The sequence below is a fragment of the Streptomyces bambusae genome (genome assembly GCF_020532645.1).
Lineage (GTDB): Bacteria > Actinomycetota > Actinomycetes > Streptomycetales > Streptomycetaceae > Streptomyces > Streptomyces bambusae.
This window is the reverse complement of the sequence record NZ_JAJAUZ010000008.1, coordinates 59922-85928: the sequence shown is the minus strand read 5'-3', so window position 1 is coordinate 85928 and position 26007 is coordinate 59922. Positions and strand designations below refer to the sequence as shown.

21 protein-coding genes are annotated in these 26007 nt (G+C 71.8%); 11 read left to right on the top strand and 10 right to left on the bottom strand.

The annotated features are described in order from the left end of the window. Positions 1-401: 401 nt before the first annotated feature. Positions 402-3113 carry a pyruvate, phosphate dikinase gene (ppdK, locus tag LG634_RS08265; RefSeq protein ID WP_226732998.1) on the bottom strand — a complete coding sequence of 904 codons (2712 nt, stop codon included), beginning with the start codon at positions 3111-3113 and terminating at the stop codon, positions 402-404. A 353-nt stretch (positions 3114-3466) separates the two neighbouring features. Beyond that, positions 3467-4609 (bottom strand): tRNA dihydrouridine synthase DusB, encoded by a 1143-nt coding sequence (gene dusB, locus LG634_RS08260; protein ID WP_226732997.1) that lies wholly within the window; start codon positions 4607-4609, stop codon positions 3467-3469. A 56-nt stretch (positions 4610-4665) separates the two neighbouring features. Between dusB and LG634_RS08255 the strand changes: the two genes are divergently transcribed. From LG634_RS08255 to LG634_RS08245, 3 genes are all read left to right on the top strand, one after another. Further along, a complete protein-coding gene (locus tag LG634_RS08255; RefSeq protein WP_226732996.1) occupies positions 4666-6111 on the top strand; it encodes an MFS transporter in 1446 nt (481 codons plus the stop codon). Between the two features lie 97 nt (positions 6112-6208). Further along, positions 6209-7222 (top strand): aldo/keto reductase, encoded by a 1014-nt coding sequence (locus LG634_RS08250; RefSeq protein ID WP_226732995.1) that lies wholly within the window; start codon positions 6209-6211, stop codon positions 7220-7222. Positions 7223-7242: 20 nt separating this feature from the next. After that, positions 7243-7830: a TetR/AcrR family transcriptional regulator gene (locus LG634_RS08245; RefSeq protein WP_226732994.1), complete on the top strand. Its 588-nt coding sequence runs from the start codon at positions 7243-7245 to the stop codon at positions 7828-7830. Between the two features lie 39 nt (positions 7831-7869). Here the strand turns inward: LG634_RS08245 and LG634_RS08240 are convergent, their stop codons facing one another. Further along, a complete protein-coding gene (locus LG634_RS08240) occupies positions 7870-9252 on the bottom strand; it encodes a glycine--tRNA ligase (protein ID WP_226732993.1) in 1383 nt (460 codons plus the stop codon). A 145-nt stretch (positions 9253-9397) separates the two neighbouring features. Here LG634_RS08240 and LG634_RS08235 point away from each other — a divergent pair, with 145 nt between their 5' ends. The 4 genes from LG634_RS08235 to LG634_RS08220 all read left to right on the top strand — a co-directional run bounded on the left by LG634_RS08235 (position 9398) and on the right by LG634_RS08220 (position 12574). Then, positions 9398-10366, top strand: a complete 969-nt coding sequence (locus LG634_RS08235) for a metal ABC transporter substrate-binding protein (protein WP_226732992.1) — start codon at positions 9398-9400, stop codon at positions 10364-10366. 29 nt (positions 10367-10395) lie between these two features. After that, a complete protein-coding gene (locus LG634_RS08230) occupies positions 10396-11202 on the top strand; it encodes a metal ABC transporter ATP-binding protein (RefSeq protein WP_226733087.1) in 807 nt (268 codons plus the stop codon). Further along, positions 11202-12068 carry a metal ABC transporter permease gene (locus tag LG634_RS08225; RefSeq protein ID WP_226732991.1) on the top strand — a complete coding sequence of 289 codons (867 nt, stop codon included), beginning with the start codon at positions 11202-11204 and terminating at the stop codon, positions 12066-12068. The genes LG634_RS08230 and LG634_RS08225 overlap by 1 nt, the downstream gene beginning before the upstream one ends. Positions 12069-12145: 77 nt before the next feature. Beyond that, positions 12146-12574 carry a Fur family transcriptional regulator gene (locus LG634_RS08220; RefSeq protein ID WP_226732990.1) on the top strand — a complete coding sequence of 143 codons (429 nt, stop codon included), beginning with the start codon at positions 12146-12148 and terminating at the stop codon, positions 12572-12574. Between the two features lie 72 nt (positions 12575-12646). Here the strand turns inward: LG634_RS08220 and LG634_RS08215 are convergent, their stop codons facing one another. From LG634_RS08215 to LG634_RS08200, 4 genes are all read right to left on the bottom strand, one after another. After that, on the bottom strand, positions 12647-13474 hold the full coding sequence (locus LG634_RS08215) for an isoprenyl transferase (RefSeq protein ID WP_226732989.1): 828 nt from the start codon (positions 13472-13474) through the stop codon (positions 12647-12649). A 13-nt stretch (positions 13475-13487) separates the two neighbouring features. Beyond that, positions 13488-14234 carry a DNA repair protein RecO gene (gene recO / locus LG634_RS08210; RefSeq protein WP_226732988.1) on the bottom strand — a complete coding sequence of 249 codons (747 nt, stop codon included), beginning with the start codon at positions 14232-14234 and terminating at the stop codon, positions 13488-13490. A gap of 134 nt (positions 14235-14368) precedes the next feature. Beyond that, the gene (locus tag LG634_RS08205) at positions 14369-15865 is read right to left on the bottom strand and encodes a nucleobase:cation symporter-2 family protein (RefSeq protein ID WP_226732987.1); all 1497 of its coding nucleotides are present in this window, start codon (positions 15863-15865) and stop codon (positions 14369-14371) included. A 633-nt stretch (positions 15866-16498) separates the two neighbouring features. Then, entirely contained in the window at positions 16499-17185 is a 687-nt protein-coding gene (locus LG634_RS08200) for a TerB family tellurite resistance protein (RefSeq protein ID WP_372482389.1), read from the bottom strand. A 172-nt stretch (positions 17186-17357) separates the two neighbouring features. Between LG634_RS08200 and LG634_RS08195 the strand changes: the two genes are divergently transcribed. Continuing rightward, positions 17358-18116, top strand: a complete 759-nt coding sequence (locus LG634_RS08195) for an SDR family NAD(P)-dependent oxidoreductase (protein ID WP_226732986.1) — start codon at positions 17358-17360, stop codon at positions 18114-18116. A 67-nt stretch (positions 18117-18183) separates the two neighbouring features. On the opposite strand, the gene leuA is transcribed toward LG634_RS08195, so the two are convergent. Then, a complete protein-coding gene (gene leuA, locus LG634_RS08190; RefSeq protein WP_226732985.1) occupies positions 18184-19941 on the bottom strand; it encodes a 2-isopropylmalate synthase in 1758 nt (585 codons plus the stop codon). A 370-nt stretch (positions 19942-20311) separates the two neighbouring features. On the opposite strand from leuA, the gene LG634_RS08185 reads away from it, so the two are divergent. The 3 genes from LG634_RS08185 to LG634_RS08175 all read left to right on the top strand — a co-directional run bounded on the left by LG634_RS08185 (position 20312) and on the right by LG634_RS08175 (position 22541). Further along, entirely contained in the window at positions 20312-21373 is a 1062-nt protein-coding gene (locus LG634_RS08185) for a M4 family metallopeptidase (RefSeq protein WP_226732984.1), read from the top strand. A 19-nt stretch (positions 21374-21392) separates the two neighbouring features. Then, the gene (locus tag LG634_RS08180; RefSeq protein WP_226732983.1) at positions 21393-21662 is read left to right on the top strand and encodes a protealysin inhibitor emfourin; all 270 of its coding nucleotides are present in this window, start codon (positions 21393-21395) and stop codon (positions 21660-21662) included. 63 nt (positions 21663-21725) lie between these two features. Then, entirely contained in the window at positions 21726-22541 is an 816-nt protein-coding gene (locus LG634_RS08175; RefSeq protein WP_226732982.1) for a GNAT family N-acetyltransferase, read from the top strand. Positions 22542-22614: 73 nt separating this feature from the next. Here the strand turns inward: LG634_RS08175 and era are convergent, their stop codons facing one another. Further along, on the bottom strand, positions 22615-23565 hold the full coding sequence (gene era, locus LG634_RS08170; RefSeq protein ID WP_372482392.1) for a GTPase Era: 951 nt from the start codon (positions 23563-23565) through the stop codon (positions 22615-22617). Positions 23566-24506: 941 nt separating this feature from the next. After that, positions 24507-25814, bottom strand: coding sequence for a WxL domain-containing protein (locus LG634_RS08160; protein ID WP_226732981.1), 1308 nt, complete (start codon positions 25812-25814; stop codon positions 24507-24509). Positions 25815-26007: the final 193 nt, after the last annotated feature.

Genomic DNA, 26007 nt, shown 5'->3' with positions numbered 1-26007 from the left:
GACAAGCGAAATGCTGTACTCCGCCGGGCACACTCCGGGGCGACCGGAAACGCTCCGCGAAGGCCGTGGGGGGCTTTGCGGAGCCTGGCGGTCGGTCGACCTGGGAAGCGCCGACGTGTCCGGCAGATTGACAGGAGGCGGCGGGCGGGTGGGGATCCGTCCGCCGCCTGCTGGTGTTCAATTCCCGTTTCTCTTTGATCAGCCCTGGATGGCTGTCCGCATGCCGTCGCGGAAGCCGTGCGGGACGGCCTTCCGGATGCCGCGCCGATGCTGCGCGGGTGCCGGTCCCGGATGTGACGGAACCGCCGCCGGCATGAGGGTGCCGACGGCGGTTCCGAGTGGGTGCGCCCCTCCCCAGGGGGTCAGGGTCCCCGGGGGAGGGCGCGGATCGCGGGGCGGGGTCAGCGGCTGTCGCTGCCCTGCGCCTCGGCGGCGGCCCGGCCGGCCTCCAGGCGCGCCACCGGGATCCGGAACGGCGAGCAGGAGACGTAGTCGAGGCCGGCCTCGTGGAAGAAGTGCACCGACTCGGGGTCGCCGCCGTGCTCGCCGCAGACGCCGAGCTTCAGGTCGGGGCGGGTGGCCCGGCCCAGCTTGACGGCGTGCTTGACGAGCGAGCCGACGCCGTCCTTGTCGATGGTCTCGAACGGGGAGACCCCGAAGATGCCCTTCTCCAGGTAGGCGGTGAAGAAGCTGGCCTCGACGTCGTCGCGGGAGAAGCCCCACACCGTCTGGGTCAGGTCGTTCGTGCCGAAGGAGAAGAACTGCGCGGCCTCGGCGATCTGGTCGGCGGTCAGCGCGGCCCGGGGCAGCTCGATCATGGTGCCGATGGTGAGCTTGAGGCTGGTGCCGGTGGCGGCCTCGACCTCGGCGATGATCGCGTCGGCCTCCTCGCGGACGATCTCCAGCTCCTGGACGGTGCCCACGAGCGGGATCATGATCTCGGCGCGCGGGTCGCCCTTGGCGTCCTTGCGCACGGCCGCGGCCTCGGCGATCGCGCGGACCTGCATGGCGAACAGGCCGGGGATGACCAGGCCCAGGCGGACACCGCGCAGACCGAGCATCGGGTTCTGCTCGTGCAGCTTGTGGACGGCCTGGAGCAGGCGCAGGTCGTTCTCGTTGTGGTCCTTGCGGGCCTCGGCGAGGGCGACGCGCACCGACAGCTCGGTGATGTCGGGCAGGAACTCGTGCAGCGGCGGGTCGAGCAGGCGGACGGTGACGGGCAGGCCGTCCATCGCCTCGAACAGCTCGATGAAGTCCTTCTTCTGCAGCGGCAGCAGCTCGGTCAGGGCGGCCTCGCGCTCCTCCTCGGTGTCCGCGAGGATCAGGCGCTCGACCATCTCCCGGCGCTCGCCGAGGAACATGTGCTCGGTGCGGCACAGGCCGATGCCCTGGGCACCGAAGCGGCGGGCGCGCATCGCGTCCTCGGCGTTGTCGGCGTTGGCGCGCACCCGCAGGCGGCGGACCCGGTCGGCGTAGGCCATGATCCGGTGGACGGCCGCGACCAGCTCGTCGGCGTCGTCGGCGCCGGCGTGCATGCGGCCCTCGAAGTACTCGACGACCGGGGACGGTACGACGGGTACCTCGCCGAGGTAGACCTTGCCGGTGGAGCCGTCGATGGAGACGACGTCGCCCTCCTCGATGACCTGCCCGGAGGAGGTGGTCATGCGGCGGCGCTTGGTGTCGACGTCCAGCTCCTCGGCGCCGCAGACACAGGTCTTGCCCATGCCGCGGGCGACGACGGCGGCGTGCGAGGTCTTGCCGCCGCGCGAGGTCAGGATGCCCTCGGAGGCGATCATGCCGTCGAGGTCGTCGGGGTTGGTCTCGCGGCGGATCAGGATGACCTTCTCGCCGGAGCGGGACCACTTGACGGCCGTGTAGGAGTCGAAGACGGCCTTGCCGACGGCCGCACCGGGGGAGGCGGCGATGCCGCGGCCCAGGAGGGTGGTCTTCGCGTCCTCGTCGAAGCGCGGGAACATCAGCTGGGCGAGCTGGTGGCCGGTGACCCGCTGGAGGGCCTCGGCCTCGTCGATCAGGCCCTGGTCCACGAGCTGGGTGGCGATGCGGAAGGCGGCGCCGGCGGTGCGCTTGCCGACACGGGTCTGGAGCATCCACAGCTGACCGCGCTCGATCGTGAACTCGATGTCGCAGAGGTCCTTGTAGTGGGTCTCCAGCGTCTCCATGATCTGCATCAGCTGGTCGTAGGACTTCTTGTCCAGCTGCTCCAGGTCGGCGAGCGGCACGGTGTTGCGGATGCCCGCGACGACGTCCTCGCCCTGGGCGTTCTGCAGGTAGTCGCCGTAGACGCCCTGGTGGCCGCTGGCGGGGTCACGGGTGAAGGCGACGCCGGTGCCGGAGTCGGGGCCCAGGTTGCCGAAGACCATGGAGCAGACGTTGACGGCGGTGCCGAGGTCGCCGGGGATGCGCTCCTGGCGGCGGTACAGCTTGGCGCGGTCGGTGTTCCACGAGTCGAAGACGGCCCTGACGGCCAGGTCCATCTGCTCGCGCGGGTCCTGCGGGAACTCGCGGCCCGTCTCCTTGGCGACGATCTTCTTGAAGGTCTTGACGACCTTCTTGAGGTCGGCGGCGTCGAGGTCGGTGTCGACGGTGACCTTCTTGGCGGCCTTGGCCTCGTCGAGGGCCTCCTCGAAGTGCTCGCCGTCGACGCCCAGGACGGTCTTGCCGAACATCTGGATGAGGCGGCGGTACGAGTCCCAGGCGAAGCGCTCGTTGCCGGCCTGCGCGGCCAGGCCCTGGACGGACTCGTCGGAGAGGCCGATGTTGAGGACGGTGTCCATCATGCCGGGCATCGAGAACTTGGCGCCGGAGCGGACGGAGACCAGCAGCGGGTCGTCGGACTGACCGAGCTTCTTGCCCATCTTCGCTTCGAGGGCGACCAGGTGGGCGCTGACCTCGTCGCGCAGCGCGGCCGGGGCCTCGCCGCTCTCCAGGTAGACCTTGCAGGCCTCGGTGGTGATGGTGAAGCCGGGGGGCACCGGGAGGCCCAGGTTGGTCATCTCGGCGAGGTTGGCTCCCTTGCCGCCGAGAAGGTCCTTGAGGTCGCGGTTGCCCTCGGTGAAGTCGTAGACGAACTTCTGATCTTTGTTTTCCGACACGGGTCTCGACTCCTCGACGACTCGGTGCTGCCCTGACGGCGAGGAACATACCCAGATCGAAGGCATCTGGGTACGTCCACTTGGCCGTCGCACGGCTTCGACCACCCGTCCGCCACCAGATCGAAAGTGACCGGACGGTAGCCCAAACGCCCGAAGAGCATTCATCTCCCGAAGGAGCAGGTGCCCGCATCCGCTTGTTTACGCTCAGGTGAGCGATCATCGATCCATTTGTGTTCAACTCTTGAACGAACAAAGGGTGGCACCCAGTGCCACCCTTTGAGAAGTGCATCCGCGATTTAAGCGCTCATCTGAGCGCAACCCCTCGCATGCGTGGCGCATATCACGCCTGCCGTTCAGCCCCCGGACGTGTCCAGTTCGGCTTCCTCGCTCACTCCGGCGCAGTCGTACGGATCCTTCAGCCAGCCGTCCGGGAGGACAACCCGGTTGTTTCCGGACGTCCGACCGCGCGGGCCGTCCGCACCCTCGGGCCACGGCTGGTCCAGGTCGAGCTCGCTCAGATGAGCGTCGAGTTCGGCCAGGGACGAGGTGACCGCGAGCTTCTTGCGCATCTCGGAGCCCACCGAGAAGCCCTTCAGGTACCAGGCCACGTGCTTACGGAAGTCGATCACGCCGCGGGCCTCGTCGCCGATCCACTCCCCCAGCAGCCGGGCGTGCCGCAGCATGACGTCCGCGACCTCCCGCAGCCCGGGGGCCGTGTAGTCCTCGGGCCGGCCCTCGAAGGCCGCCACCAGGTCGTTGAACAGCCACGGCCGGCCCAGGCAGCCGCGCCCGACGACCACGCCGTCGCAGCCGGTCTCGCGGACCATCCGCAGGGCGTCCTCGGCGCACCAGATGTCGCCGTTGCCGAGCACCGGGATCTCAGGCACGTGCTCCTTGAGGCGGGCGATGGCCTCCCAGTCGGCGGTGCCGCCGTAGTGCTGGGCGGTGGTGCGGCCGTGCAGGGCGATGGCGGTGACGCCCTCCTCGACGGCGATCCGGCCCGCGTCGAGGTAGGTGAGGTGGTCGTCGTCGATTCCCTTGCGCATCTTCATCGTCACCGGCAGGTCGCCGGCCCCGGCCACGGCCTCCTTGAGGATGGCCCGCAGCAGGTTCCGCTTGTACGGCAGCGCCGAGCCGCCGCCCTTGCGGGTGACCTTGGGAACCGGGCAGCCGAAGTTCAGGTCGATGTGGTCGGCGAGGTCCTCTTCGACGATCATCCGCACGGCCTTGCCGACGGTCGCCGGGTCCACGCCGTACAGCTGGATCGAGCGCGGGGTCTCGGTCGCGTCGAAGTGGATCAGCTGCATGGTCTTCTCATTGCGCTCGACCAGCGCCCGGGTCGTGATCATCTCGCTCACGAACAACCCCTTGCCGCCGCTGAACTCGCGGCAGAGGGTACGGAAGGGAGCGTTGGTGATACCGGCCATGGGCGCGAGCACCACCGGCGGCTGCACGGTGTGCGGGCCGATCTGCAGGGCGGCGGGGAGCGTGGTCATCCCCCCATTGTCGCCCATTCGGCGCCCGAACCATTAGTTAGACGTACTATCGAGGCATGTCCGAGCCCGGTCCCCGGCGGCGCGCACTGGTGCTGGCGATCTGCTGCATGAGTCTGCTGATCGTCAGCCTGGACACCACGGCCCTCAACGTCGCCCTGCCGTCGATGCGCCGCGAGCTGCACGCCTCGGTCGCCGGCCTGCAGTGGACGATCGACGCGTACACGCTGACACTGGCCTCACTGCTGATGCTCGCCGGGGCCACCGCCGACCGGATCGGGCGCCGCCGGGTGTTCACCGCGGGTCTGGTCCTGTTCACCGCCGGCTCGGTGCTCTGCTCGCTGGCACCCGGCCTCGGCTGGCTGATCGCCTTCCGGGTGGTCCAGGCGGTGGGCGGCTCGATGCTCAACCCGGTGGCGATGTCGATCATCACCAACACGTTCACCGACCCCCGGGAACGGGCCCGCGCCATCGGCGCCTGGGGCGGCGTCGTGGGCCTGTCCATGGCCGCGGGCCCGCTGGTCGGCGGGCTGCTGGTGGACACGGTCGGCTGGCGCGCGGTGTTCTGGCTGAACCTGCCCGTCGGCCTGCTCGCCCTCGCCCTCACCCTGCGGTACGTGCCCGAGTCGCGGGCGGACCGGCCGCGCCGCCCCGACCCGGTCGGGCAGCTCCTGGTCGTGGCCCTGCTCGGCTCCGTGACGTACGGGATCATCGAGGCGCCGGCGGCGGGCTGGACCTCGCCGACGGTGCTCGGCTGCGCCGCGGTGGCGGCCGCCGCGCTCGCCGCCCTGCTGCGGTACGAGCGGCGGCACCGGGAGCCGCTGATCGACCCGCGGTTCTTCGGCAGCGCCCCGTTCAGCGGTGCCGTCGTCATCGCGGTCTGCTCGTTCGCCGCCCTGTCCGGGTTCCTCTTCCTGAACACCCTCTACCTCCAGGACGTCCGCGGGCTCGACGCCCTGCACGCCGGGCTCTGGATGCTGCCGATGGCGGCCCTGACCTTCCTGGTGGCGCCGCTGTCCGGCCGGCTGGTCGGCAGCCGGGGCCCCCGGCTGCCGCTGCTCGCCGCGGGTCTGGCGATGGGGGCCAGCGGGGTGCTGTTCGCCCTCGCCCCGCCGGGGTCGGGCACCGCGCTGCTGTTCACCGGATACGTCCTGTTCGGCCTGGGGTTCGGACTGGTCAACGCGCCGATCACCAACACGGCGGTGTCCGGGATGCCCCGCGCACAGGCGGGGGTGGCGGCGGCCGTCGCCTCCACCAGCCGCCAGACCGGCACCGCCCTGGGCGTGGCCGTGACCGGCGCCGTGCTGGCTGCGGGCCTGACCGGGGCACCGTTCGCGGAGGCGGCCCGCCCGGCCTGGTGGATCCTCGCGGGCTGCGGGTTCGCGGTGCTCGTCGTGGGCGCGGCGACCAGCGGGCCCTGGGCGAGGGCCACGGCGGAGCGGACGGCGCGCACGCTGGCCGCTCCGGAGGCGGCGGCCGGGGCCACACCGGCCGCCCGGAGCTGACGCCCCCTCCCCTCCCCCCCCCCCGGAGCCGGCCCCTCCGACATGGCCACGAATGACAAATATTGAAATCTGTCATCCGTCATGCCATTCTCGTTGCATGACCACCCACACCCCCCGTCGTCTCGGCACCACCGGCCCCTCCGTCTTCCCCCTCGGCCTCGGCTGCATGGGGATGTCCGCCCTCTACGGGGAGGCCGACCGCGCCGAGTCGCTCGCGACGATCCACGCCGCCCTGGACGCCGGCGTCACCCTCCTCGACACGGGTGACTTCTACGGCATGGGCCACAACGAGCTGCTGATCAACGAGGCCCTGCGGACCGCCCCTGCCGCACTCCGCGACCGGGCGCTGACCAGCGTGAAGTTCGGCGCCCTGCGCACCGTCGAGGGCGGCTTCACCGGCTACGACGGCCGGCCCGAGGCCGTGAAGAACTTCCTGGCCTACTCGCTCCAGCGGCTCGGCCGGGACCACATCGACATCTACCGGATCGCCCGCGTCGACCCGGACGTCCCCGTCGAGGAGACGATCGGCGCGATCGCCGAGGCCGTCGAGGCCGGGCACGTCCGCCACATCGGCCTCTCCGAGGTGGGCGCCGACACCCTGCGGCGGGCCGCCGCGGTGGCCCCCATCGCCGACCTCCAGATCGAGTACTCCCTGATCTCCCGCGGCATCGAGGCGGAGATCCTGCCCACCGCCCGCGAACTCGGCATCGGCGTCACCGCGTACGGCGTCCTCTCGCGCGGCCTGATCAGCGGCCACTTCACCCGGGACCGGCTGCTGTCCCCCGGCGACTTCCGCGGCATGAGCCCGCGCTTCCAGGGCGAGAACCTCCACCGGAACCTCGACCTGGTCGAGGCGTTGCGCAAGGTCGCCGACGGCAAGGGCGTCTCCGTGGCGCAGACCGCCATCGCCTGGGTGCTGGCGCGCGGCGAGGACATCGTGCCGCTGATCGGCGCCCGCCGCCGGGACCGGCTGACCGAGGCACTCGGTGCCATGGAGGTGGTACTGGACGCGGGCGACCTGGCCGCGATCGAGGCGGCCGTGCCCGTCGGCTCCGCCGCCGGCGACCGCTACCCGGCCGCCCAGATGGCCCACCTCGACAGCGAGCACTGAGCGCCGGGTACCGTCGTGCCATGTCCGCTGCCGCTGCCCTGACGCCCGAGCGCATCCTCGAAGCGACCGAGGAGGTGCTGCGCCGCTACGGCCCGACGAAGGCCACCGTGGTGGACGTGGCGCGCGCCCTGGGCGTCAGCCACGGCAGCGTCTACCGGCACTTCCCCTCCAAGGCCGCGCTGCGGGAGGCCGTCACCGACCGGTGGCTGGGCCGGACCGTCGGCGTGCTGGAGCGGATCACCGCCGAGCCCGGCCGGCCGGCGGCGGAGAAGCTGGCCGCGTGGCTGGCCGCCCTGTTCGAGGCCAAGCGGCACAAGGCGGGCGACGATCCCGAGCTGTTCGCCACGTACACCGTGCTGCTCGCCGAGAACAGCCGGGTCGTCGACGCCCACCTGTCCGAGCTGGTCGCCCAGCTGGCCCGGATCGTCGCCGAGGGCGCGGACGCCGGCGAGTTCAGCGTCCCGGACGTCCCGGCGGCGGCCCGCGCGGTCTTCGACGCGACCGGCCGCTTCCACGACCCCCAGTACGCCCCGGAGTGGTCCCGCCCGGAGATCGCGGCCGCCTTCGAGGCCGTCTCCGCCCTGGTGATCCGCGGCCTGCGGGCCTGAACGGGGCCGCCACCGCCCTCTTCGTCCGGGACCTGACGGCTAGCAGCCGATCAGGCGCGCGCCGAGGTAGGCCTGGATCTGGTCCAGGGAGACGCGCTCCTGCTTCATGGTGTCGCGCTCGCGCACGGTCACCGCGTTGTCGTCGAGGGTGTCGAAGTCGACGGTGACGCAGAACGGCGTGCCGATCTCGTCCTGGCGGCGGTAGCGGCGGCCGATGGCGCCCGCGTCGTCGAACTCGATGTTCCAGTTGCGGCGCAGGTCGGCCGCGAGGCCCTTGGCCTTCGGGGAGAGCTGCGCGTTGCGGGACAGCGGCAGGACGGCGACCTTGACCGGGGACAGGCGCGGGTCGAGGCGCATCACGGTGCGCTTCTCCATGACGCCCTTGGCGTTCGGGGCCTCGTCCTCGTTGTACGCGTCGAGCATGAAGGCGAGCATGGCGCGGTTGACACCGGCCGCCGGCTCGATGACGTACGGGACGTAGCGCTCGTTGGCCTCCTGGTCGAAGTAGAACAGGTCCTGGCCGGAGGCCGCGGAGTGGGCCTTGAGGTCGTAGTCGGTGCGGTTGGCCACGCCCTCCAGCTCGGAGAACTCACTGCCGCCGAAGTTGAAGCGGTACTCGATGTCGGCGGTGCGCTTCGAGTAGTGGGACAGCTTCTCCTTCGGGTGCTCGTACCAGCGGATGTTCTCCTCGCGGATGCCGAGGCCGCGGTACCAGTTCCACCGCTCCTGCATCCAGTACTCCTGCCACTGCTCGTCCTCGCCCGGCTTGACGAAGAACTCCATCTCCATCTGCTCGAACTCGCGGGTGCGGAAGATGAAGTTGCCCGGAGTGATCTCGTTCCGGAAGGACTTGCCCATCTGCGCGATGCCGAACGGCGGCTTCTTGCGCGAGGTCTGCTGCACCTGGGCGAAGTTGGTGAAGATGCCCTGGGCGGTCTCGGGGCGCAGGTAGGCCTTGGAGCCGGTGTCCTGGGTCGGGCCGAGGTGGGTCTCCAGCATGCCGGAGAACTGCTTGGGCTCGGTGAACTGGCCCTTGGTGCCGCAGTTCGGGCAGTTGATGTCGGCCAGGCCGTTCGCGGGCAGGCGGCCGTGCTTGGCCTCGTACGCCTCTTCCAGGTGGTCGGCGCGGTGACGCTTGTGACAGGCGGTGCACTCGGTCAGCGGGTCCGAGAAGGTCGCGACGTGACCGGAGGCCACCCAGACCTCGGGCGCCAGGATCACGGAGGAGTCGATGCCGACGACGTCCTCACGGCCCGTCACCATGGCCTTCCACCACTGGCGCTTGATGTTCTCCTTGAGCTCGACACCCAGCGGTCCGTAGTCCCAGGCGGCCTTGGAGCCGCCGTAGATCTCACTGCACGGGTAGACGAAGCCACGGCGCTTGCTGAGGCTGACGATGGTGTCGATCTTGTCGGCGGCCACGGTGCTCTCTTCATTACGAGGATGAACGCGAAGGCCTCAGGGTACCGGCGCCCCGGGCCCCACTTTCAAATCGGTTCCCCTTATACCGCGCGCGAGGAAGATCCGCTTACGAGGCTTTTGACAATCGTTTCCATCTTTGATGAAAATGAGTGTCATGAACGTACGACGCCTCATATCCGCCACCGCCCTCGCCGGCGCCGTCGCCCTCGGCGCCACGGCCCTGACCGCCTGTTCCGGAGCCAGTGCCGCCGGCACGGCCGACGGCAAGTTGAACGTGGTCGCGTCGTTCTATCCCCTCCAGTTCCTCGCCGAGCAGATCGGCGGGACGCACGCGGAGGTCTCCTCCCTGACCAAGCCGGGAGTCGAGCCCCACGACCTGGAGATCACCCCGCGCCAGACCGCCCGCCTCGACGAGTCGGACGTCGTCCTCTACCTGAAGTCGCTCCAGCCGGCCGTGGACAAGGCCGTCGAGCAGGCCGGCACCAAGACCAAGGTCGACGCCGCGGAGCTGACCACCATGGAGGTCCACCTCGAAGGCGAGGAGGGCCACGCCGAGGAGGGCGGGGACCACGGTCACGACCACGGCGAGGCCGGCGAGGACCCGCACGTCTGGCTGGACCCGGTGAAGTACGCCGAGATCGCCAAGGGCGTCGGCAAGGCCTTCGAGAAGGCGGACCCCGCGCACGCGGCCGACTACAAGAAGAACACCGAGGCCCTCGTCGCGAAGCTGGGCGCCCTGGACACCGAGTTCCGCAACGGCCTGAAGGCCGTCCCCGGCAAGACCTTCATCACCACCCACTCCGCCTTCGGCTACCTCGCCGAGCGCTACGGGCTGGACCAGGAGGGCATCGCGGGCGTCGACCCCGAGTCCGAGCCCAGCCCCGCCCGCATGAAGGAGCTCCAGGCGCTGGCGAAGAAGGAGAAGGTCACCACCGTCTTCTTCGAGACCCTCGCCAGCCCCAAGACCGCGGACACCCTCGCCGCCGACCTCGGCCTGAAGACGGACGTGCTGGACCCCCTGGAGGGGATCTCCGACAAGTCCCAGGGCAAGGACTACTTCGAGGTCATGCGCGCGAACCTGAACAACCTCGAAAAGGCGCTCGGCGCCAAGTGACCACCACTGCACTGACGGAGGCGCAGGCCATGGAGTCGACCGTGTCCGCGAAGTCCGGCGAGCCCGGCGCGGAGCAGCCCGTCATATCCCTGCGCGGGGCCACCGCCTCGCTCGGCTCGCGCACCGTCCTGCGCGGGGTCGACCTCACCGTGCGGCGCGGTGAGGTCGTCGCCCTGCTCGGCGCCAACGGCTCCGGCAAGTCCACCGCCGTGCGGTCCGTGGTCGGGCAGGTGCCGCTGAGCGGCGGCGAGCTGGAGCTGTTCGGAACGCCGTTCAAGCGGTTCCGCCAGTGGTCCCGGATCGGCTACGTGCCGCAGCGCACCACCGCCGCCGGCGGGGTGCCCGCGACCGTCCGCGAGGTGGCCTCCGCGGGCCGGCTGGCCCGGACCCGGTTCGGCTTCCTGCGCAAGGCGGACCGGGCGGCCGTGGACCGGGCACTGGCCCTGGTCGACATGCTGCCGTACGCCGAGGCCTCGGTGAACGCGCTGTCCGGCGGGCAGCACCAGCGGGTGCTGATCGCCCGCGCGCTGGCCGTCGAGCCCGAACTGCTGATCATGGACGAGCCGATGGCCGGCGTGGACCTCGCCAACCAGGAGGTGCTGGCGAGCGCCCTGCGCCAGCAGGTGTCCGTCGGCGCCACCGTGCTGCTGGTGCTGCACGAGCTGGGCCCGCTGGAGCCGCTGATCGACCGCGCCGTCGTGCTGCGCGACGGCTGCGTCGTCCACGACGGTCCGCCCCCGGAAGCCGTCGGCCAGCACGCGCTGCCCGGCCACGACCACGTACACCCCCACGCGGCCCACGACGCCGAGCCGCTCCGGACGGGACTGCTGAGCTGATGGAATTCCTGACCCCCGCCTTCATGCAGCGGGCGCTGATCGCCGCCGCCCTCGTCGGCATCACCGCACCCGCCATCGGCACGTACCTCGTGCAGCGCCGCCAGGCCGTCATGGGCGACGGCATCGGCCACGTGGCCATGACCGGTGTCGCCCTCGGCTTCTTCCTGCAGACCAGCCCGGTGTGGATGGCCACGCTGGTCGCGATCGTCGGCGCGGTCGGCATGGAGCTGATCCGCTCCCGCGGCCGCACCAGCGGCGACATCGCGCTCGCCGTCCTCTTCTACGGCGGCATGGCCGGCGGCGTCATGATCATCAACATGGCGCCGGGCGGCTCCACGGCGAACCTGATCAGCTACATGTTCGGCTCGATCACCACGGTCGCGCCGGAGGACGTCACCGCCATCGCGATCCTCGCGGTGTTCGTCATCGCGGTCACGGTGGGTCTGCGCCGGCAGCTGTTCGCGGTCTGCCAGGACGAGGAGTTCGCCAAGGTCACCGGCCTGCCGGTGCGCGCCCTGAACCTGCTGATCGCGGTCACGGCCGCGGTGACGGTGACCGTCGCCATGCGGATCGTGGGTCTGCTGCTGGTCAGCGCCATGATGGTGATCCCGGTCGCGGCCGCCCAGCGGCTCACCCGCGGGTTCATGGCCACGCTGGCGCTGGCCATCGGGATCAGCCTGACCGTCTCGCTCGCCGGGACCGTCACCACGTACTACGTGGAGGCCCCCTCCGGCGCCGCGATCGTGCTCCTGGCCATCGGCGTCTTCCTCGTCCTGTCACTGGTGTCGGCCCCGCTGGCCAGGCGGCGCGCGAAGGCCGCCCGGGCGGCGTCGGAAGTGTGCACCGGGGACGACGTGAAGGTCTGACGTCCGGGGCCGCACGGAGCGACCCGGGCACGGGGGGCCTGGCACAATGGCCCTTCGGCCGATGTGAGGAGGAACCGGTGGGGACTGCGCCTGGCGAGACGAGCAGCGCGCCAGTACGGGGCCGGTCGACCCGGCAGCGCGCGGCCGTGGCGGCCGCGCTGGACGAGGTGGACGAGTTCCGCAGCGCCCAGGAGCTGCACGACATGCTCAAGCACCGCGGTGACTCCGTGGGCCTGACCACCGTGTACCGCACCCTCCAGTCGCTGGCGGACGCCGGCGAGGTCGACGTGCTGCGCAACAGCGACGGCGAGGCGGTCTACCGCCGCTGCTCCAGCGGCGACCACCACCACCACCTGGTCTGCCGTATGTGCGGCAAGGCCGTCGAGGTAGAGGGACCGGCCGTGGAGAAGTGGGCGGACTCGGTCGCCGCCGAGCACGGCTTCGTGAACGTGGCCCACACCCTGGAGATCTTCGGCACCTGCGCCGACTGCGCGGCCGGTTCCTAGGGCCTCCCGGACGTGCGCGAAGGCCCCCGGACGGATTCCGTCCGGGGGCCTTCGCGCGCGTGCGGCCCGCGGTCAGGAGGGCTGGCCCTGGCCGGGGATGTCGTTCGGGAGGGCGCCGCCGAAGCGGCGGTCGCGCTGGGCGTACTGGAGGCAGGCGCGCCAGAGGTCGCGGCGGTCGAAGTCGGGCCACAGCACGTCCTGGAAGACCATCTCGGCGTAGCTGCTCTGCCAGATCAGGTAGTTGGACGTGCGCATCTCGCCGCTGGGGCGCAGGAACAGGTCCACGTCCGGCATGTCCGGGTAGTACAGGTACTTCGCGAAGGTCTTCTCGTTGACCTTGGACGGGTCGAGCCGGCCGGCCGCGACGTCGCGGGCGATGGCCTGCGCCGCGTCGGCGATCTCGGCGCGGCCGCCGTAGTTCACGCAGAAGTACAGGGTCATCGCGTCGTTGTCGACGGTCTGCTCCTGGGCGACCTGGAGCTCCTGGACGACGGACTTCCACATCTTCGGCATCCGGCCGACCCAGCGGATGCGGATGCCCAGCTCGTTCATCTCGTCGCGGCGGCGGCGGATGACGTCGCGGTTGAAGTTCATGAGGAAGCGGACCTCGTCGGGCGACCGCTTCCAGTTCTCGGTGGAGAAGGCGTACAGGGAGAGGTTCTTGACGCCCATCTCCAGACAGCCCTTGAGGACGTCGAGGACCACGCCCTCGCCGACCTTGTGGCCCTCGGTGCGCGGCAGGCCGCGGTCCTTGGCCCAGCGGCCGTTTCCGTCCATGACGATGGCGACGTGGTTGGGGACCAGCTCGCCGGGGATCTTCGGCGGGCGGGCACCGGAGGGGTGCGGCTCGGGAGTGAGGTACTCGCGGCGGGTGCGTCCCAGGATCCCGCGTCGTGCCATGTCGCTGCGCTCCTTATTTCTCTACGTAACGCAAGGAGCGTAGCCCGCGCTCCAGGTGCCAGTGCAGGTAGGCGGAGACCAGCCCGCTGCCCTCCCTGACGTACCGCGGCTCGCAGGCGTCCGCGGTGGCCCAGTCGCCCGTCAGCAGGGCGCTGAGCAGTCCGATGGCCTCTGCCGAGGGTACGACGCTTCCGGGGACGCGGCAGTCGCCGCATATCACTCCGCCCGCGGCCACGGAGAAGTGCCGGTTGGGGCCGTGGATGCCGCATTTCGCGCAGTCCCGGAAGGAGGGCGCATAGCCGTTGACGGCGAGGGAGCGCAGCAGGAAGGCGTCGAGGATCAGGTGCGGTTCGTGCTCGCCGCGGGCGAGGGTGCGCAGGCCGCCGACGAGCAGCAGGTACTGCTGGACGGCGGGTTCGCCCTCCTGGTCGGTGAACCGCTCGGCGGTCTCCAGCATGGCGGTGCCGGCGGTGTAGCGGGCGTAGTCGGTGACGATGCCGCCGCCGTACGGGGCGATGGTCTCGGTCTGCGTGCACAGCGGCAGGCTGCGGCCGACGAGGTCGCTGCCGCGGGCGAAGAACTGCACGTCGACATGGGAGAAAGGTTCCAGCCGGGAGCCGAACTTCGATTTGGTGCGGCGCACTCCGCGGGCGACGGCCCGGACCCGGCCGTGGCCGCGGGTGAGGATCGTGATGATGCGGTCCGCCTCGCCCAGCTTCTGGGTGCGCAGCACGATGCCGTCGTCGCGGAACAGACTCATGGGCCCATTCTCCCGTACCGGCGCCGCGGCGGGGACGGGTGTACGGGCCGCGGCCGGGCATCCGTACGGGCGGCCCGGGACGGCAGTGTCCCCGGCCGGGGCAGGTACCCGGCCGGGGACACCCCTTGGGAGGCCTATGCGGTCGGCGCCGGGGCGGTCGTGCCGCCCTCCGCGGCCGGGGCCGCCGGCGCGGCGTCCTCGGCCGGCTCCGCGGGTCCGGCCGGCGCCGGCTGGGCCGGGATGACTGCCGGGGGCTCCTCGGCCCGATGGGCGTCGCCCTTGCCCAGGCCGTTGAAGATCAGGTTGAGCACGATGGCGGCGGTGGCACCGAGGGTGACGCCGCTGTTGAGCAGCGAGGACAGGTCGGCGTCCATGTGCTCCTTGAAGAGCACCGGGACGGTGGCCGGGAGCAGCGCGAAGGCCAGCGAGACGCCGATGACCAGCGCGTTCTTCTCCTCCTTGAGGTCGACCTTGGCCAGGGTCTGGATGCCGGCCAGGGCGACCATCGCGAACATGACGGTCGCGGCGCCGCCGAGCACCCCGTGCGGGACGGAGGCGACGATCGCGGCGGCCTTGGGCAGCATTCCCAGGACGATCATGAAGACGCCCGCGGCGACCACCACGAACCGGCTCTTGACCTTGGTCATCCGCACCAGGCCGACGTTCTCGGCGAAGGCCACGTACGGGAAGGAGTTCAGCACGCCGCCGAGCGCGGTGGCGGCGCCGTCGGCGCGCAGGGCGCGGGCCACGGTCTCGCTGTCGACGTCCTTGCCGACGATGTCGCCGACGGCGTACGTGTCACCGGTGGTCTCGACCATCGTGATCAGCATGACGATGAGCATGAGGAGGATGGGGAACCACTCGAACTTCGGGGCGCCGAAGTGGAACGGCGTGGTGACGCCCACCCAGTCCGCCCGGCCGACGTCGCCGAACTTCGCGTCGCCGAGCAGGAAGGCGACGGCGGTGCCGCCGACCAGGCCGAGCAGGATGGCGATGCTGGACAGGAACGGCCTGCCGAGCTTCATCAGGACGAGGATGAAGAGCATCGTGCCGCCGGCGTACGCGAAGTGCTTCGGGTCGCCGAAGTCGGGGCTGCCGAGGCCGCCGGCGGCGTCGTTGAGGCCGACCGGGATGAGCACGATGCCGAGGACCGTGATCACCGTGCCGGTGACGACCGGCGGGAACAGCCGCATGACGGCGCGGAAGGCCCTGGCCGGCAGCCAGGCGAACGCGAACGTCGCGAGGCCGGCCGTGATCACGGCTCCGTAGATCACCAGGAGGGCGGCGGTGCCGCCGCCGGCGCCGAGCCCGATGGCGATCATCGGGGAGACGGCGGTGAAGGTGACCCCTTGGATCAGCGGCAGCCGCGCGCCGATCCGGCCGATGCCGAACGCCTGGATGATCGAGGCGATTCCGCAGGTGAAGAGGTCTGCGTTGATCAGGTAGACCAGCTGTTCGGTGCTGAGTCCCAGAGCACCACCGACGATGATCGGGACGATCACCGCTCCCGCGTAGAAGGCGAGTACGTGCTGGAAGCCGTACAGCGCGAGCTGGGGAAGGGGGAGCACCTCGTCGACCGGGTGCGTGCTCTGCTCTCCGGAGCCGGAAAGCCGGGCGGCGACACGTGCCATCTCTGCCTTGCCCTTCAAGAGGTAGGTAAGTGAGAGGAGATCTGGTTGTCCCTGGGCGGCGCTCGGGGGTCCGCCAGGGTTGTCAGTGCAGTCACGTGAATCGAAGCGGTGCTCTGTTTCGAGCAGGGCCTCGGCGTGTGACCGGAATCAAACGCCCGTGACCCGCCTCACGAACATCGTCGTCTTCTACAAACTGTTGATGCGCGAGCGTCGGTGATTTGTGGGATCGCCCCATGGCGACGACCGGCCGGGTGCGCTACGGGGACCCGGGCGCGACGGCTGCGCTTTGCCCTGCACACCCGTGAAGATTCCCGGCCGACGAGGCCGCCGACCAGCACACACGCGCGTTCCGCGGCGCGAAGCGGAACAGCTTGTGAACGTGCCGTGAAAGGTTCCGTCCTGGTGGATCCACCGAGGCCGATCGGAGGTCGGAACGATCAATTCCGGCCACGCAGGAGCCCTTCGACGGGCGGGTAGGGGCAAATCGTTACCGCCCCGCGGCCCCCGACGCGCCCGCACGTGCGCAGCGCGACAGCACCAACGGACGCCGAATGTGCTGTTGACGGGGGGCGGCCGGCTCGGCCGGCGGCCCGGGAGCGCCCCGAGCCGCCCCGGAGCGCCCCTCTCCCGGTCTCAGCCGGACGCGCGGACCCCCGCCAGCAGCCGGGCCACGTCGTCGCCGGTCAGCCGCAGCGCGGTGCCCACGGTCGACAGCACCTCCCGCTCGGCGGGGCTGTACGGGCCGTCGGAGAGGGCGATCCGGGCGCCCTGGAGGAGCACCGACTCGCGCCCGGCCGGTGCCAGGTGCGCCGACAGCGGCTCCAGCGCCTCGTGCAGCTCGATGGAGAGCGCGGCGCCGAACATGTCCGCGGACAGCCGCCCGGAGTCCACCGCGAGGGCGTCGACGGTGGCCGCCAGCTCCTCCTCGGTGCACTCCTCGGAGCCCGCCGCCCGCACGGTGGCTGCGGCGGCCTCCAGTGCGGTCCGTGAGCCGGTGCCGCCCGCGGCGAGCACCGCGAGGGCGACGGTGTGCACCGCGTCCCGCAGCATCGCGGAGAACCGGGTGCAGGTGGGGTGCTCCAGCACCTCGGTGCCGAACCGCTCGCGGCAGCTGCCGCACTCGACGACCGGGCCGGCCAGCCCGCGCGGCAGCAGCGGTACGCCCAGCAGGGTGAAGCGGCGGCGGCCGGTGCGCCGGCGGTAGTTGCGGTCCCCGCCGCAGCCCGGGCAGAAGAACTCGCCGTCCCCGATGGTGTTCCAGGTGGTGCGGACGCCGCACACGGTCCACTTCCGGCCGGTCTCACCCCGAGCAGGCAGCACGCCCCACCTCCGTAACCCTTCGGCAACATCGCCGCGTGGGCGTGATGTTAGCCACACCGGTGTGGCGACGGCAGCCCTGTGACAAGACAACTCCCCCGCCCTGACGGCAGTTGGCCGAAGTGCGCCCCTGCGCGCCCCGGTGCGCGCCCCTGCTCCCCTTACGGTGTCGGCCGTGAAGGACAAGTCGTGTCTGGTGACCGGAGCCGCGAGCGGGATCGGCCGGGCGACCGCCCTGCTACTGGCCCGCGAGGGTGCCGGGGTCACCGCCTCCGATGTGAACGAAGCGGGCCTGGCGGCCCTGCGCGCCGAACTCGCCGCCGAGGACGTGCCGGTCGAGACGGTCACCGGCGACGTCGCGGATCCGGCTGACAACCGCCGTATGGTCGCGGCCGCGGTGCGTGCTTTCGGCCGCCTCGACGTGGCCGTGGCGAACGCCGGGATCCTGCCGCTGTCGGACGTCCGCGAGACCACCCCGGAGGACTGGGACCGGGTGATGGCGGTCGACGGCCGCGGCATGTTCCTGACCTGCAAGTACGCCATCGAGGCGATGACCGCCCAGGAGCGGCCGGGCGGCGCCCTGGTGTGCGTGTCCTCGATCTCCGGGCTGGCCGGGCAGGCCCGGCAGGCGGCGTACGGGCCGGCGAAGTTCGTGGCCTCGGGGCTGACCGCGCACCTGGCGGTGGAGTGGGCCGCGCACGGCATCCGCGTCAACGCGGTGGCGCCCGGAACCATCCGTACGGAGCGGGTGCTGGCCCTGCCCGACGAGCCGGGCGGCCCGGAGTACCTGGCGGAGATGGTGGCCGCGCACCCGATGGGGCGGCTCGGCGAGCCTGCCGAGGTGGCCCGCGCCATCGCCTTCCTGGCCTCCGACGCGGCCTCGTTCATCACGGGCGTGGTGCTCCCCGTGGACGGCGGCTACCTCGCCCGCTAGGACCCGGCGGAAACGCCGGGACCCCGCCCCTCCCGGTGGGGAGGAGCGGGGTCCCGGCGCGCCGGTGTCAGCGGAAGGTGCGGTTGACCGCGGAGACCACGGCCTTCAGCGAGGAGCGCGTGGTGTTGGCGTCGATGCCGATGCCCCACAGCACGCGGCCGTCGATCACGCACTCGATGTACGAGGCGGCCTGCGAGGAGGCGCCCTCGCTCATGGTGTGCTCGCTGTAGTCCAGCAGACGGGCGTCGATGCCCATGCCGGCCAGGGCCTCGAAGAAGGCCGAGATCGGGCCGTTGCCGGTACCGGTCAGCTCGGTCTCGATGCCGTCCACGACCGCCTCGACGGTCAGCGTGTCCGAGCCGTCCTTGTCGGTGGTCGACTGGCCCGAGCGCAGCTGGATGCGGCCCCACGGGTTCTCGGGGTTGGGCAGGTACTCGTCCTTGAAGACGTTCCAGATGTCCTTCGGCGTGACCTCGCCGCCTTCGGCGTCGGTCTTGGCCTGGATGATCCGGGAGAACTCGATCTGCATCCGGCGCGGCAGGTCCAGCTTGTGGTCGTTCTTCAGGACGTACGCGATGCCGCCCTTGCCGGACTGCGAGTTGACGCGGATGACGGCCTCGTAGGAGCGGCCGACGTCCTTCGGGTCGATCGGCAGGTACGGGACCGCCCACTCGATGTCGTCGACCGTCTTGCCCTGGGCGGCCGCGTCGGCCTCCATGGCGTCGAAGCCCTTCTTGATGGCGTCCTGGTGGGAGCCGGAGAAGGCGGTGTAGACCAGGTCGCCCGCGTAGGGGTGGCGCGGGTGGACCTCCATCTGGTTGCAGTACTCGGAGGTGCGGCGGATCTCGTCGATCTGGGAGAAGTCGATCTGCGGGTCGACGCCCTGCGAGAACAGGTTCATGCCCAGGGTGATCAGGTCGACGTTGCCGGTGCGCTCGCCCTGCCCGAACAGGCAGCCCTCGACCCGGTCCGCGCCGGCCATCAGCGCCAGCTCGGCGGCGGCGACGGCGGTGCCGCGGTCGTTGTGCGGGTGTACGGAGATGCAGATGTGCTCGCGACGGGTCAGGTTGCGCGCCATCCACTCGAACCGGTCCGCGTGCGTGGACGGCGTCGAACGCTCCACGGTGGCGGGCAGGTTGAGGATGATCTCGCGGCCCTCCTCCGGCTGCCACACGTCACAGACGGCCTCGCAGACCTCCAGCGCGAAGTCCAGCTCGGTGTCGGTGAAGATCTCGGGGCTGTACTGGTACCCGAAGATCGTCTCATCGTCCAGGATCTTCTCGGCGTACTCCATGACCAGGCGGGTGCCGTCGACGGCGATCTGCTTGATCTGCTCCTTGGAGCCGCGGAAGACGACCCGGCGGAAGGTCGGGGCGGTCGCGTTGTACAGGTGCACGGTGGCGCGCCGGGCGCCGCGCAGGGACTCCACGGTCCGCTCGATCAGGTCCTCGCGGGCCTGGGTCAGGACGGAGATGGTGACGTCGTCCGGGATGGCGCCCTCTTCGATGATGGAGCGCACGAAGTTGAAGTCGGTCTCGCCGGAGGACGGGAAGCCGACCTCGATCTCCTTGTAGCCCATGCGCACCAGCAGGTCGAACATCTCGCGCTTGCGGGCGGGGCTCATCGGGTCGATCAGCGCCTGGTTGCCGTCGCGCAGGTCGGTCGACAGCCAGCGGGGCGCCTTGGTGATCCGCTGGTTCGGCCAGGTGCGGTCGGGCAGGTCGACCTGCTCGTAGACGCCGTACTTGTGGATCGGCATCCCGGACGGCTTCTGCAGCTGGGTCGCGTTGGTGATGGGCGTGGGGCGACCGATGGGCTGAGTCATTGCGTAGGGCTCCTCGCGTGTCCGCGTGTCTTTCGCTGAACGGCCGACGGGTCGTAACGGCATCACCAGACTCCGCGGGGAGGGGGTCGGCCTACGACTACAGGCCCTCGCCGCGGCAGCTAAGGAGAAGCAGCCCGAAACGCATGATGGACCGAACCCTAGCCGAGCCGCACCGGGGGCGCGTGGCCGTTCCAGTATGCGGGACCGCATTTCCGCCATGTCCGAAATGTGACGTATGCCGCTCGGGCCGGCCTGGAGGTCCGGTCGAAGCGTCAACGAGCCCCGTCGCGTTTCAGACAAGCGAATGAATCATGGTCGCACCTAGTGACACCACCGTTACCCGGTGCCACATTGCTGTCGCATGGATCCCATGGCTGCTGCCTTCCACCCCGTGTTCTGCACGATCGTGCCGCCCCACCTGCTGGACCGGCTCGCCCAGTCCGACAACCAGCTCGTCGCCGAGCCGGCCCGCCGGACCCTCATCGCCGACGCCTCCCTGCGCACCACCCGACGGCTGAACACCGTCATCGGGGTGCCCGCGCTCGACCTGGCCGAGCCGGGCGGCGACCGCCCGAACCGGACCATCCACGACGCCCGCAACGGCCTCGACCTGCCCGGCGAGATCGTCCGGCGCGAGGGCTCGGAAGCCGGCCAGGACGCCACCGTCAACCGCGCCTATGCCGGTCTCGGAGCCACCTTCGACCTGTTCCTGAAGGCCTTCGGACGGAACTCGATCGACGGCGAGGGCCTGCCGCTTCTCGCCACCGTCCACTACGACGAGAACTACGGGAACGCCTTCTGGAACGGCGAGCAGATGGTGTTCGGCGACGGGGACGGGGAGATCTTCCTCGACTTCACCATCCCCGTGGACGTCATCGGCCACGAGCTCGCCCACGGCGTCACCCAGTACACGGCGAACCTCACGTACTTCGGCCAGCCCGGCGCCCTGAACGAGTCCATGTCGGACGTCTTCGGCTCCCTGATCAAGCAGTACACCCTCGGCCAGACCGCCGCCGAGGCCGACTGGCTGATCGGCTCGGGCCTCTTCGCCCCCTCCGTCGAGGGCACCGCCCTGCGCTCCATGAAGGCCCCGGGCACCGCGTACGACGACGACGTGCTGGGCAAGGACCCGCAGCCGGCCACCATGGACGACTACGTCCGCACCGGCCGCGACAACGGCGGCGTGCACATCAACTCCGGCATCCCCAACCACGCCTTCTACCTGGCGGCCACCGCCCTCGGCGGACACGCCTGGGAGCGGGCCGGACAGATCTGGTACGACACCCTCACCGGCGGCGAGCTGGACAAGAAGGCGAGCTTCGCCGACTTCGCCCGGCTGTCGGTGGCGGCGGCCGTGACCCGCTTCGGCGAGGGCGAGGAGCAGCAGGCGCTGCTGAAGGCCTGGGCGCAGGTGGGTGTGCCGACCGGCTGACCGCGGTAGAACTCCTGCCATGCGGATCGAAGTGCACCGGACGGGCGGTTTCGCCGGCATCGAGCGGCGGGCCGAGGTGGAGGTCACCTCCGGGGAGGACGCGGACGAGTGGCGGGCGCTGGCGGAGCTCGCGCTGCGCCCCGGCCCGCCGCGGCCCGCCTCCTCAGGGGTCCGGGACGGCTTCTCGTACCGGATCACCGTGGACGGCCGGACGGTGCACTGCGCCGATCCGGACCTGACCGACGCCCAGCGGCAGCTGGTCCGGCGGGTCCTCAAGGAGGGCGCGTGACGCTGCCGCGGTGCGGGCCGAAACCGGGGTGCCCGGCCGCCGGGTCCCTGCTTGGATGCCCTGGTGATCATTTCTGACGATGCCCTGCCCGCCCTGGAGCGGTACTACGACACCGTGCCGCGCCTGGGCGGCGCCCGCGCCGAGGACTTCGGCCCGCTGACCCTGTTCGTCCAGGAGGACCCGGAGGGCTGGCAGTACTACGCGCGGCCCGCGCTGGGCGGCGGCGGGGCGGTGACCCCGGCCGACGTGACGCGGGTGCTGGAGCGCCAGCGGGAGCTGAAGGTGCCGCAGGCCTTCGAGTGGGTGGCCGAGACCACCCCGGGGCTGCGCGCGGCCGTCGAGGCGGCGGGCGTCCCGGTGCACGCCCACCCGCTGATGGTGCTGGACCCGGCGGCGGAGACCGTGCCGCCGCACCCGGAGGTCCGGCTGCTCGGCGCGGACGACCCGATGCTGCTGGCCGCCGTCACCGTGCCGACCCTGGCGTTCGCGGCCCCCGGCACCGCGCTCGGCGAGGCCGGCGTCGCGGAGCTGGGGCGGCAGATGGCCGACCCGGGGAGCGAGGCGCGGCGGACGTACGTGGCGCGGAAGCTGGCGGCCGGTACCACGGCGCTGGCCGCGGTCGTGCGCGACGGGGTGGTGCTGTGCTCGGGCCAGTACCTCCCCGCGGGCGACGTCGCCGAGGTGGTCGGCGTGGGGACGCTGCCCGCCGCCCGCCGGCAGGGTTTCGCCCTCGGCGTGACGGCCGCGCTGGTGGCCGCGGCCCGCGAGGCGGGTGCCGCCACGGTGTTCCTGTCCGCGGGCGACGAGGACGTGGCCCGGATCTACACCCGGGCGGGCTTCCGCCGGGCGGGCACGGCGCTGATCGCGGAGATCTCGTAGCGCGGCGGTCGTGAAGGGAGGGAGGGGCGGCACCCGTGCGGTGCCGCCCCTCCCCCGTGGTCCGTCGCCGGGATCAGAAGCCCAGCTTGCGGAGCTGCTTGGGGTCCCGCTGCCAGTCCTTGGCGACCTTGACGTGCAGGTCGAGGAAGACGGGGGTGCCCAGCAGCGCCTCGATGTGCTTGCGGGACTTCATGCCGACCTCCTTCAGGCGCGAGCCCTTGGGGCCGATGATGATGCCCTTCTGGCTGGGGCGCTCGATGTAGACGTTGGCGTGGATGTCCAGCAGCGGCTTGTCCGCCGGCCGGTTCTCGCGCGGCAGCATCTCCTCGACGACCACGGCGATCGAGTGCGGGAGCTCGTCGCGGACGCCTTCGAGGGCGGCCTCGCGGATCAGCTCGGCGACCATGACCATCTCGGGCTCGTCGGTGAGGTCGCCCTCGGGGTAGAGCGGGGGGCTCTCCGGCAGCAGCGGGGCGATCAGGTCGGCCAGCAGCTTGACCTGGGTGTCGCCGACGGCGGACACCGGGACGATCTCCGCCCACTCGATGCCCAGCTCGGCGCCGAGCTGCTGGATCGCGAGCAGCTGCTCGGCGAGCGCCTTGGAGTCGACCAGGTCCGTCTTGGTGACGATGGCGATCTTGGGGGTCTTCTTGATCCCGGCGAGTTCCTTCGCGATGAACTTGTCGCCGGGGCCGATCTTCTGGTCGGCGGGCAGGCAGAAGCCGATCACGTCGACCTCGGCCCACGTGGTGCGCACCACGTCGTTCAGCCGCTCGCCGAGCAGGGTGCGCGGCTTGTGCAGGCCGGGCGTGTCGACGAGGACCAGCTGGGCGTCCGGGCGGTGCACGATGCCGCGGACGGTGTGCCGGGTGGTCTGCGGCCGGTTGGAGGTGATCGCGACCTTCGTGCCCACGAGTGCGTTGGTCAGGGTCGACTTGCCCGCGTTGGGCCGGCCCACGAAGCAGGCGAAGCCCGCGCGGTGCGCGGTGGTGGACGAGGGGGAACGATCGCTCATGCGGGCCATTCTCCCCGATGCCGCCGCGCGTGCCGACCAGTACCGCCGCCCGGCGAACGCGGAGGCCCCGGCGAGCAGCACGCCGGCGGCGGTGCCGGCCGGGGTCCAGGGGCCGGTGGCGAATCCGGCGGCGGCCCGGTCGGCGGCCTCGCCCGCGGTGACCGTGACGCGGATCTCGGGCCGGTCGAAGGCGGGCAGCCCGCGCCAGCGCTCGGTGAGCCGGACCCTGGTGCCGGGGAGCAGGTCGGCGGGCAGCCGGGCGAGCGGCCGGTCCAGCAGGTCCCGGCCGAGCAGGCCCTCGGCGCGCAGCCGGCCGGCGGGGTGCAGGGTGACGTTGCCCTGGTTGTGCAGGGTGTACGTGACGACGGCGGTGTCCGTGCCGGGCGGCCGGGTCACGGTGAGCCCCTCCACGGCCAGCATCGGTGCGGTGGGGCCGGTGACCCGCAGGTGCACCCGGGCGGCGACGGCCCGCTGGACGCCGATGCCGGCGGCCGGCCCGTCCGCGGGCCGCTCCGGCTGCTCGGCGAGGGCGACGACGGCGCCGGGGTGGTCGCCCGGTTCGGCCCGCTCGGGGACGGCGAGGGTGAAGGGGACGGTGACGGTGGAGCGCGGCGGCACGGTGATCCGGTCCCGGGCGAGCCGGGTCCAGGCGCCGACGCCCCGGCGGGGCTCGTCGGGGCCGCGGACGGCGAAGCCGCCGTCCCGGGCGGTGTTGTAGGCGTCGGCGGCGTAGAGCCGGAAGACCAGCGGGCGGCGGGTCCGGTTGCCGACGGTGACCCGGTCGGTGACGGTGGCGCCGGGGGCGGCGGCGAGGTGGAACCAGGGCCGCTGGGCGATCCGGGTGGCGGCGGGCTGCACGGACCACTGACCGTTGTCGGCGGCGTGGGCGGGGGCGGCGCTGAGGGCCGCGGCCGCGGCGAGGAGGAGGGCTGCGGCGGTGCGGGTCCGGTTCACGACAGGGTCAGGGTCAGGACCGCGGTGTAGGCGCCCGGTGCGGTGTACGCGGGGACGTCCAGGGACACCTCGGCGTCCACCGTGAACTCGCCGCCGACCAGGCCGGCGTCCGGGGTGCTCGCCAGGGTGGCGCCGTCGCCCAGCGGTCCGGGGCTGCCGGCGGCGCAGGTGCTGGGGCTGCCGGCGCGGGTGACGCAGACGGGCCTCCAGGTCAGCCGGGCGCCGTCGAGGCGGGCGCCGCCGGGGCCGGTGAAGTCGGTGAGGCGGCCGGTGAGGGACCAGCCTGCGGGGCCCCCTCGGAGGTCCTTGACGGTGACGGTCCGGATCCGTCCGGTGGCCGCGCCGCCCTCGCCGTACGGCACCGGGGAGAGCGCGATCTCCGCGCCCTCCTGGAGCATCGACAGGGCGCCGGGGGTCACGTCCACGGTCACCTTCTGGCTGCCGGGCGGCGGCGGGACTTCCCGGATCACGGCGTACGCGGCCGGGCCCGTGCCGCGTTCCGCCGTCCACGCGGGTCCCTCGTACGCGATGACGGCGGTGGTCGTGCGGTCGGCGGCGGGCAGTTCGGCGGTGAGGGTGCCGAGCCCGTCGGCGGTGGCGGTGACCCGGTCGGCGGTCTCGGCGGCCCCGGCCCGGCCGGCGACCGTGACGGCGGCGCCCGGGGTGAAGCCGGCGCCGGTCACGCGGACCTTGGCACCGGGCGGACCGGAGGGGGCGGCGAGGGCGAGGGCGCGCCGGTTGGCGGCGGGGTCCGGGGCGGCCGTGAGGCGGGCCGCGACCGGTGCCCGGTCGGCCGTGCAGCGGGTGTCCAGCTCCATGAGGTGGCTGGTGTGGAGGGCGTAGTCGCCTGGGGCGAGGGTGATCACGCCGGGGTCGGTGACGGTGAAGGTGCCGGTCATGTCGAACGCGGCGAAGGCGCCGCGGGCGGGCACCGGGTCGTTGCGCTTGGCCCCGACGACGGTCACCTCGCCCTGCTGGGCGCCGCCGAGCCGGACCTTGCCGGTGGGGGTGACGGTGTCGGCGGGCAGCGGGGTGTCGAGCGGGTTCCCGGCGACGGTGGTCACGACCCGGTAGGTCACGGTGACGGTGTCCCCCGCCTTCGGCGCGGCGTTGTCCACGGTCACGGTGGCGCGGGTCCGGCCGTCCGCGGGGGCCAGGCCGGACTCCTGGGGGGCCAGGCAGTGCGTGCGGAACGCGACGTCCTGCGCGGCGGCGCCGGAGGCGGTCGCGCTCGGCGCGGCCGAGGCTGCGAGTGCGACCACTCCGAGCGTCGCCGCCCAGCGGTGTCCCCTGCGTGCCTCCATGCGCGCGTCCCCCGCCCTGTCCCCGGGTCCCCCGGCTGGGCCCATTCACGAGCGCCACACCCCAGAAGTCAATGCCGCCATCCCCCACGACCTGATGACCCATCAACTATTGGCAGCATCCGCCGGGTGTCCCGCGCCTCGGTCTCCGGCCGCGCTCGAAGATCCGGGGCTCCGCCCCGTACCCCGCGCCTCA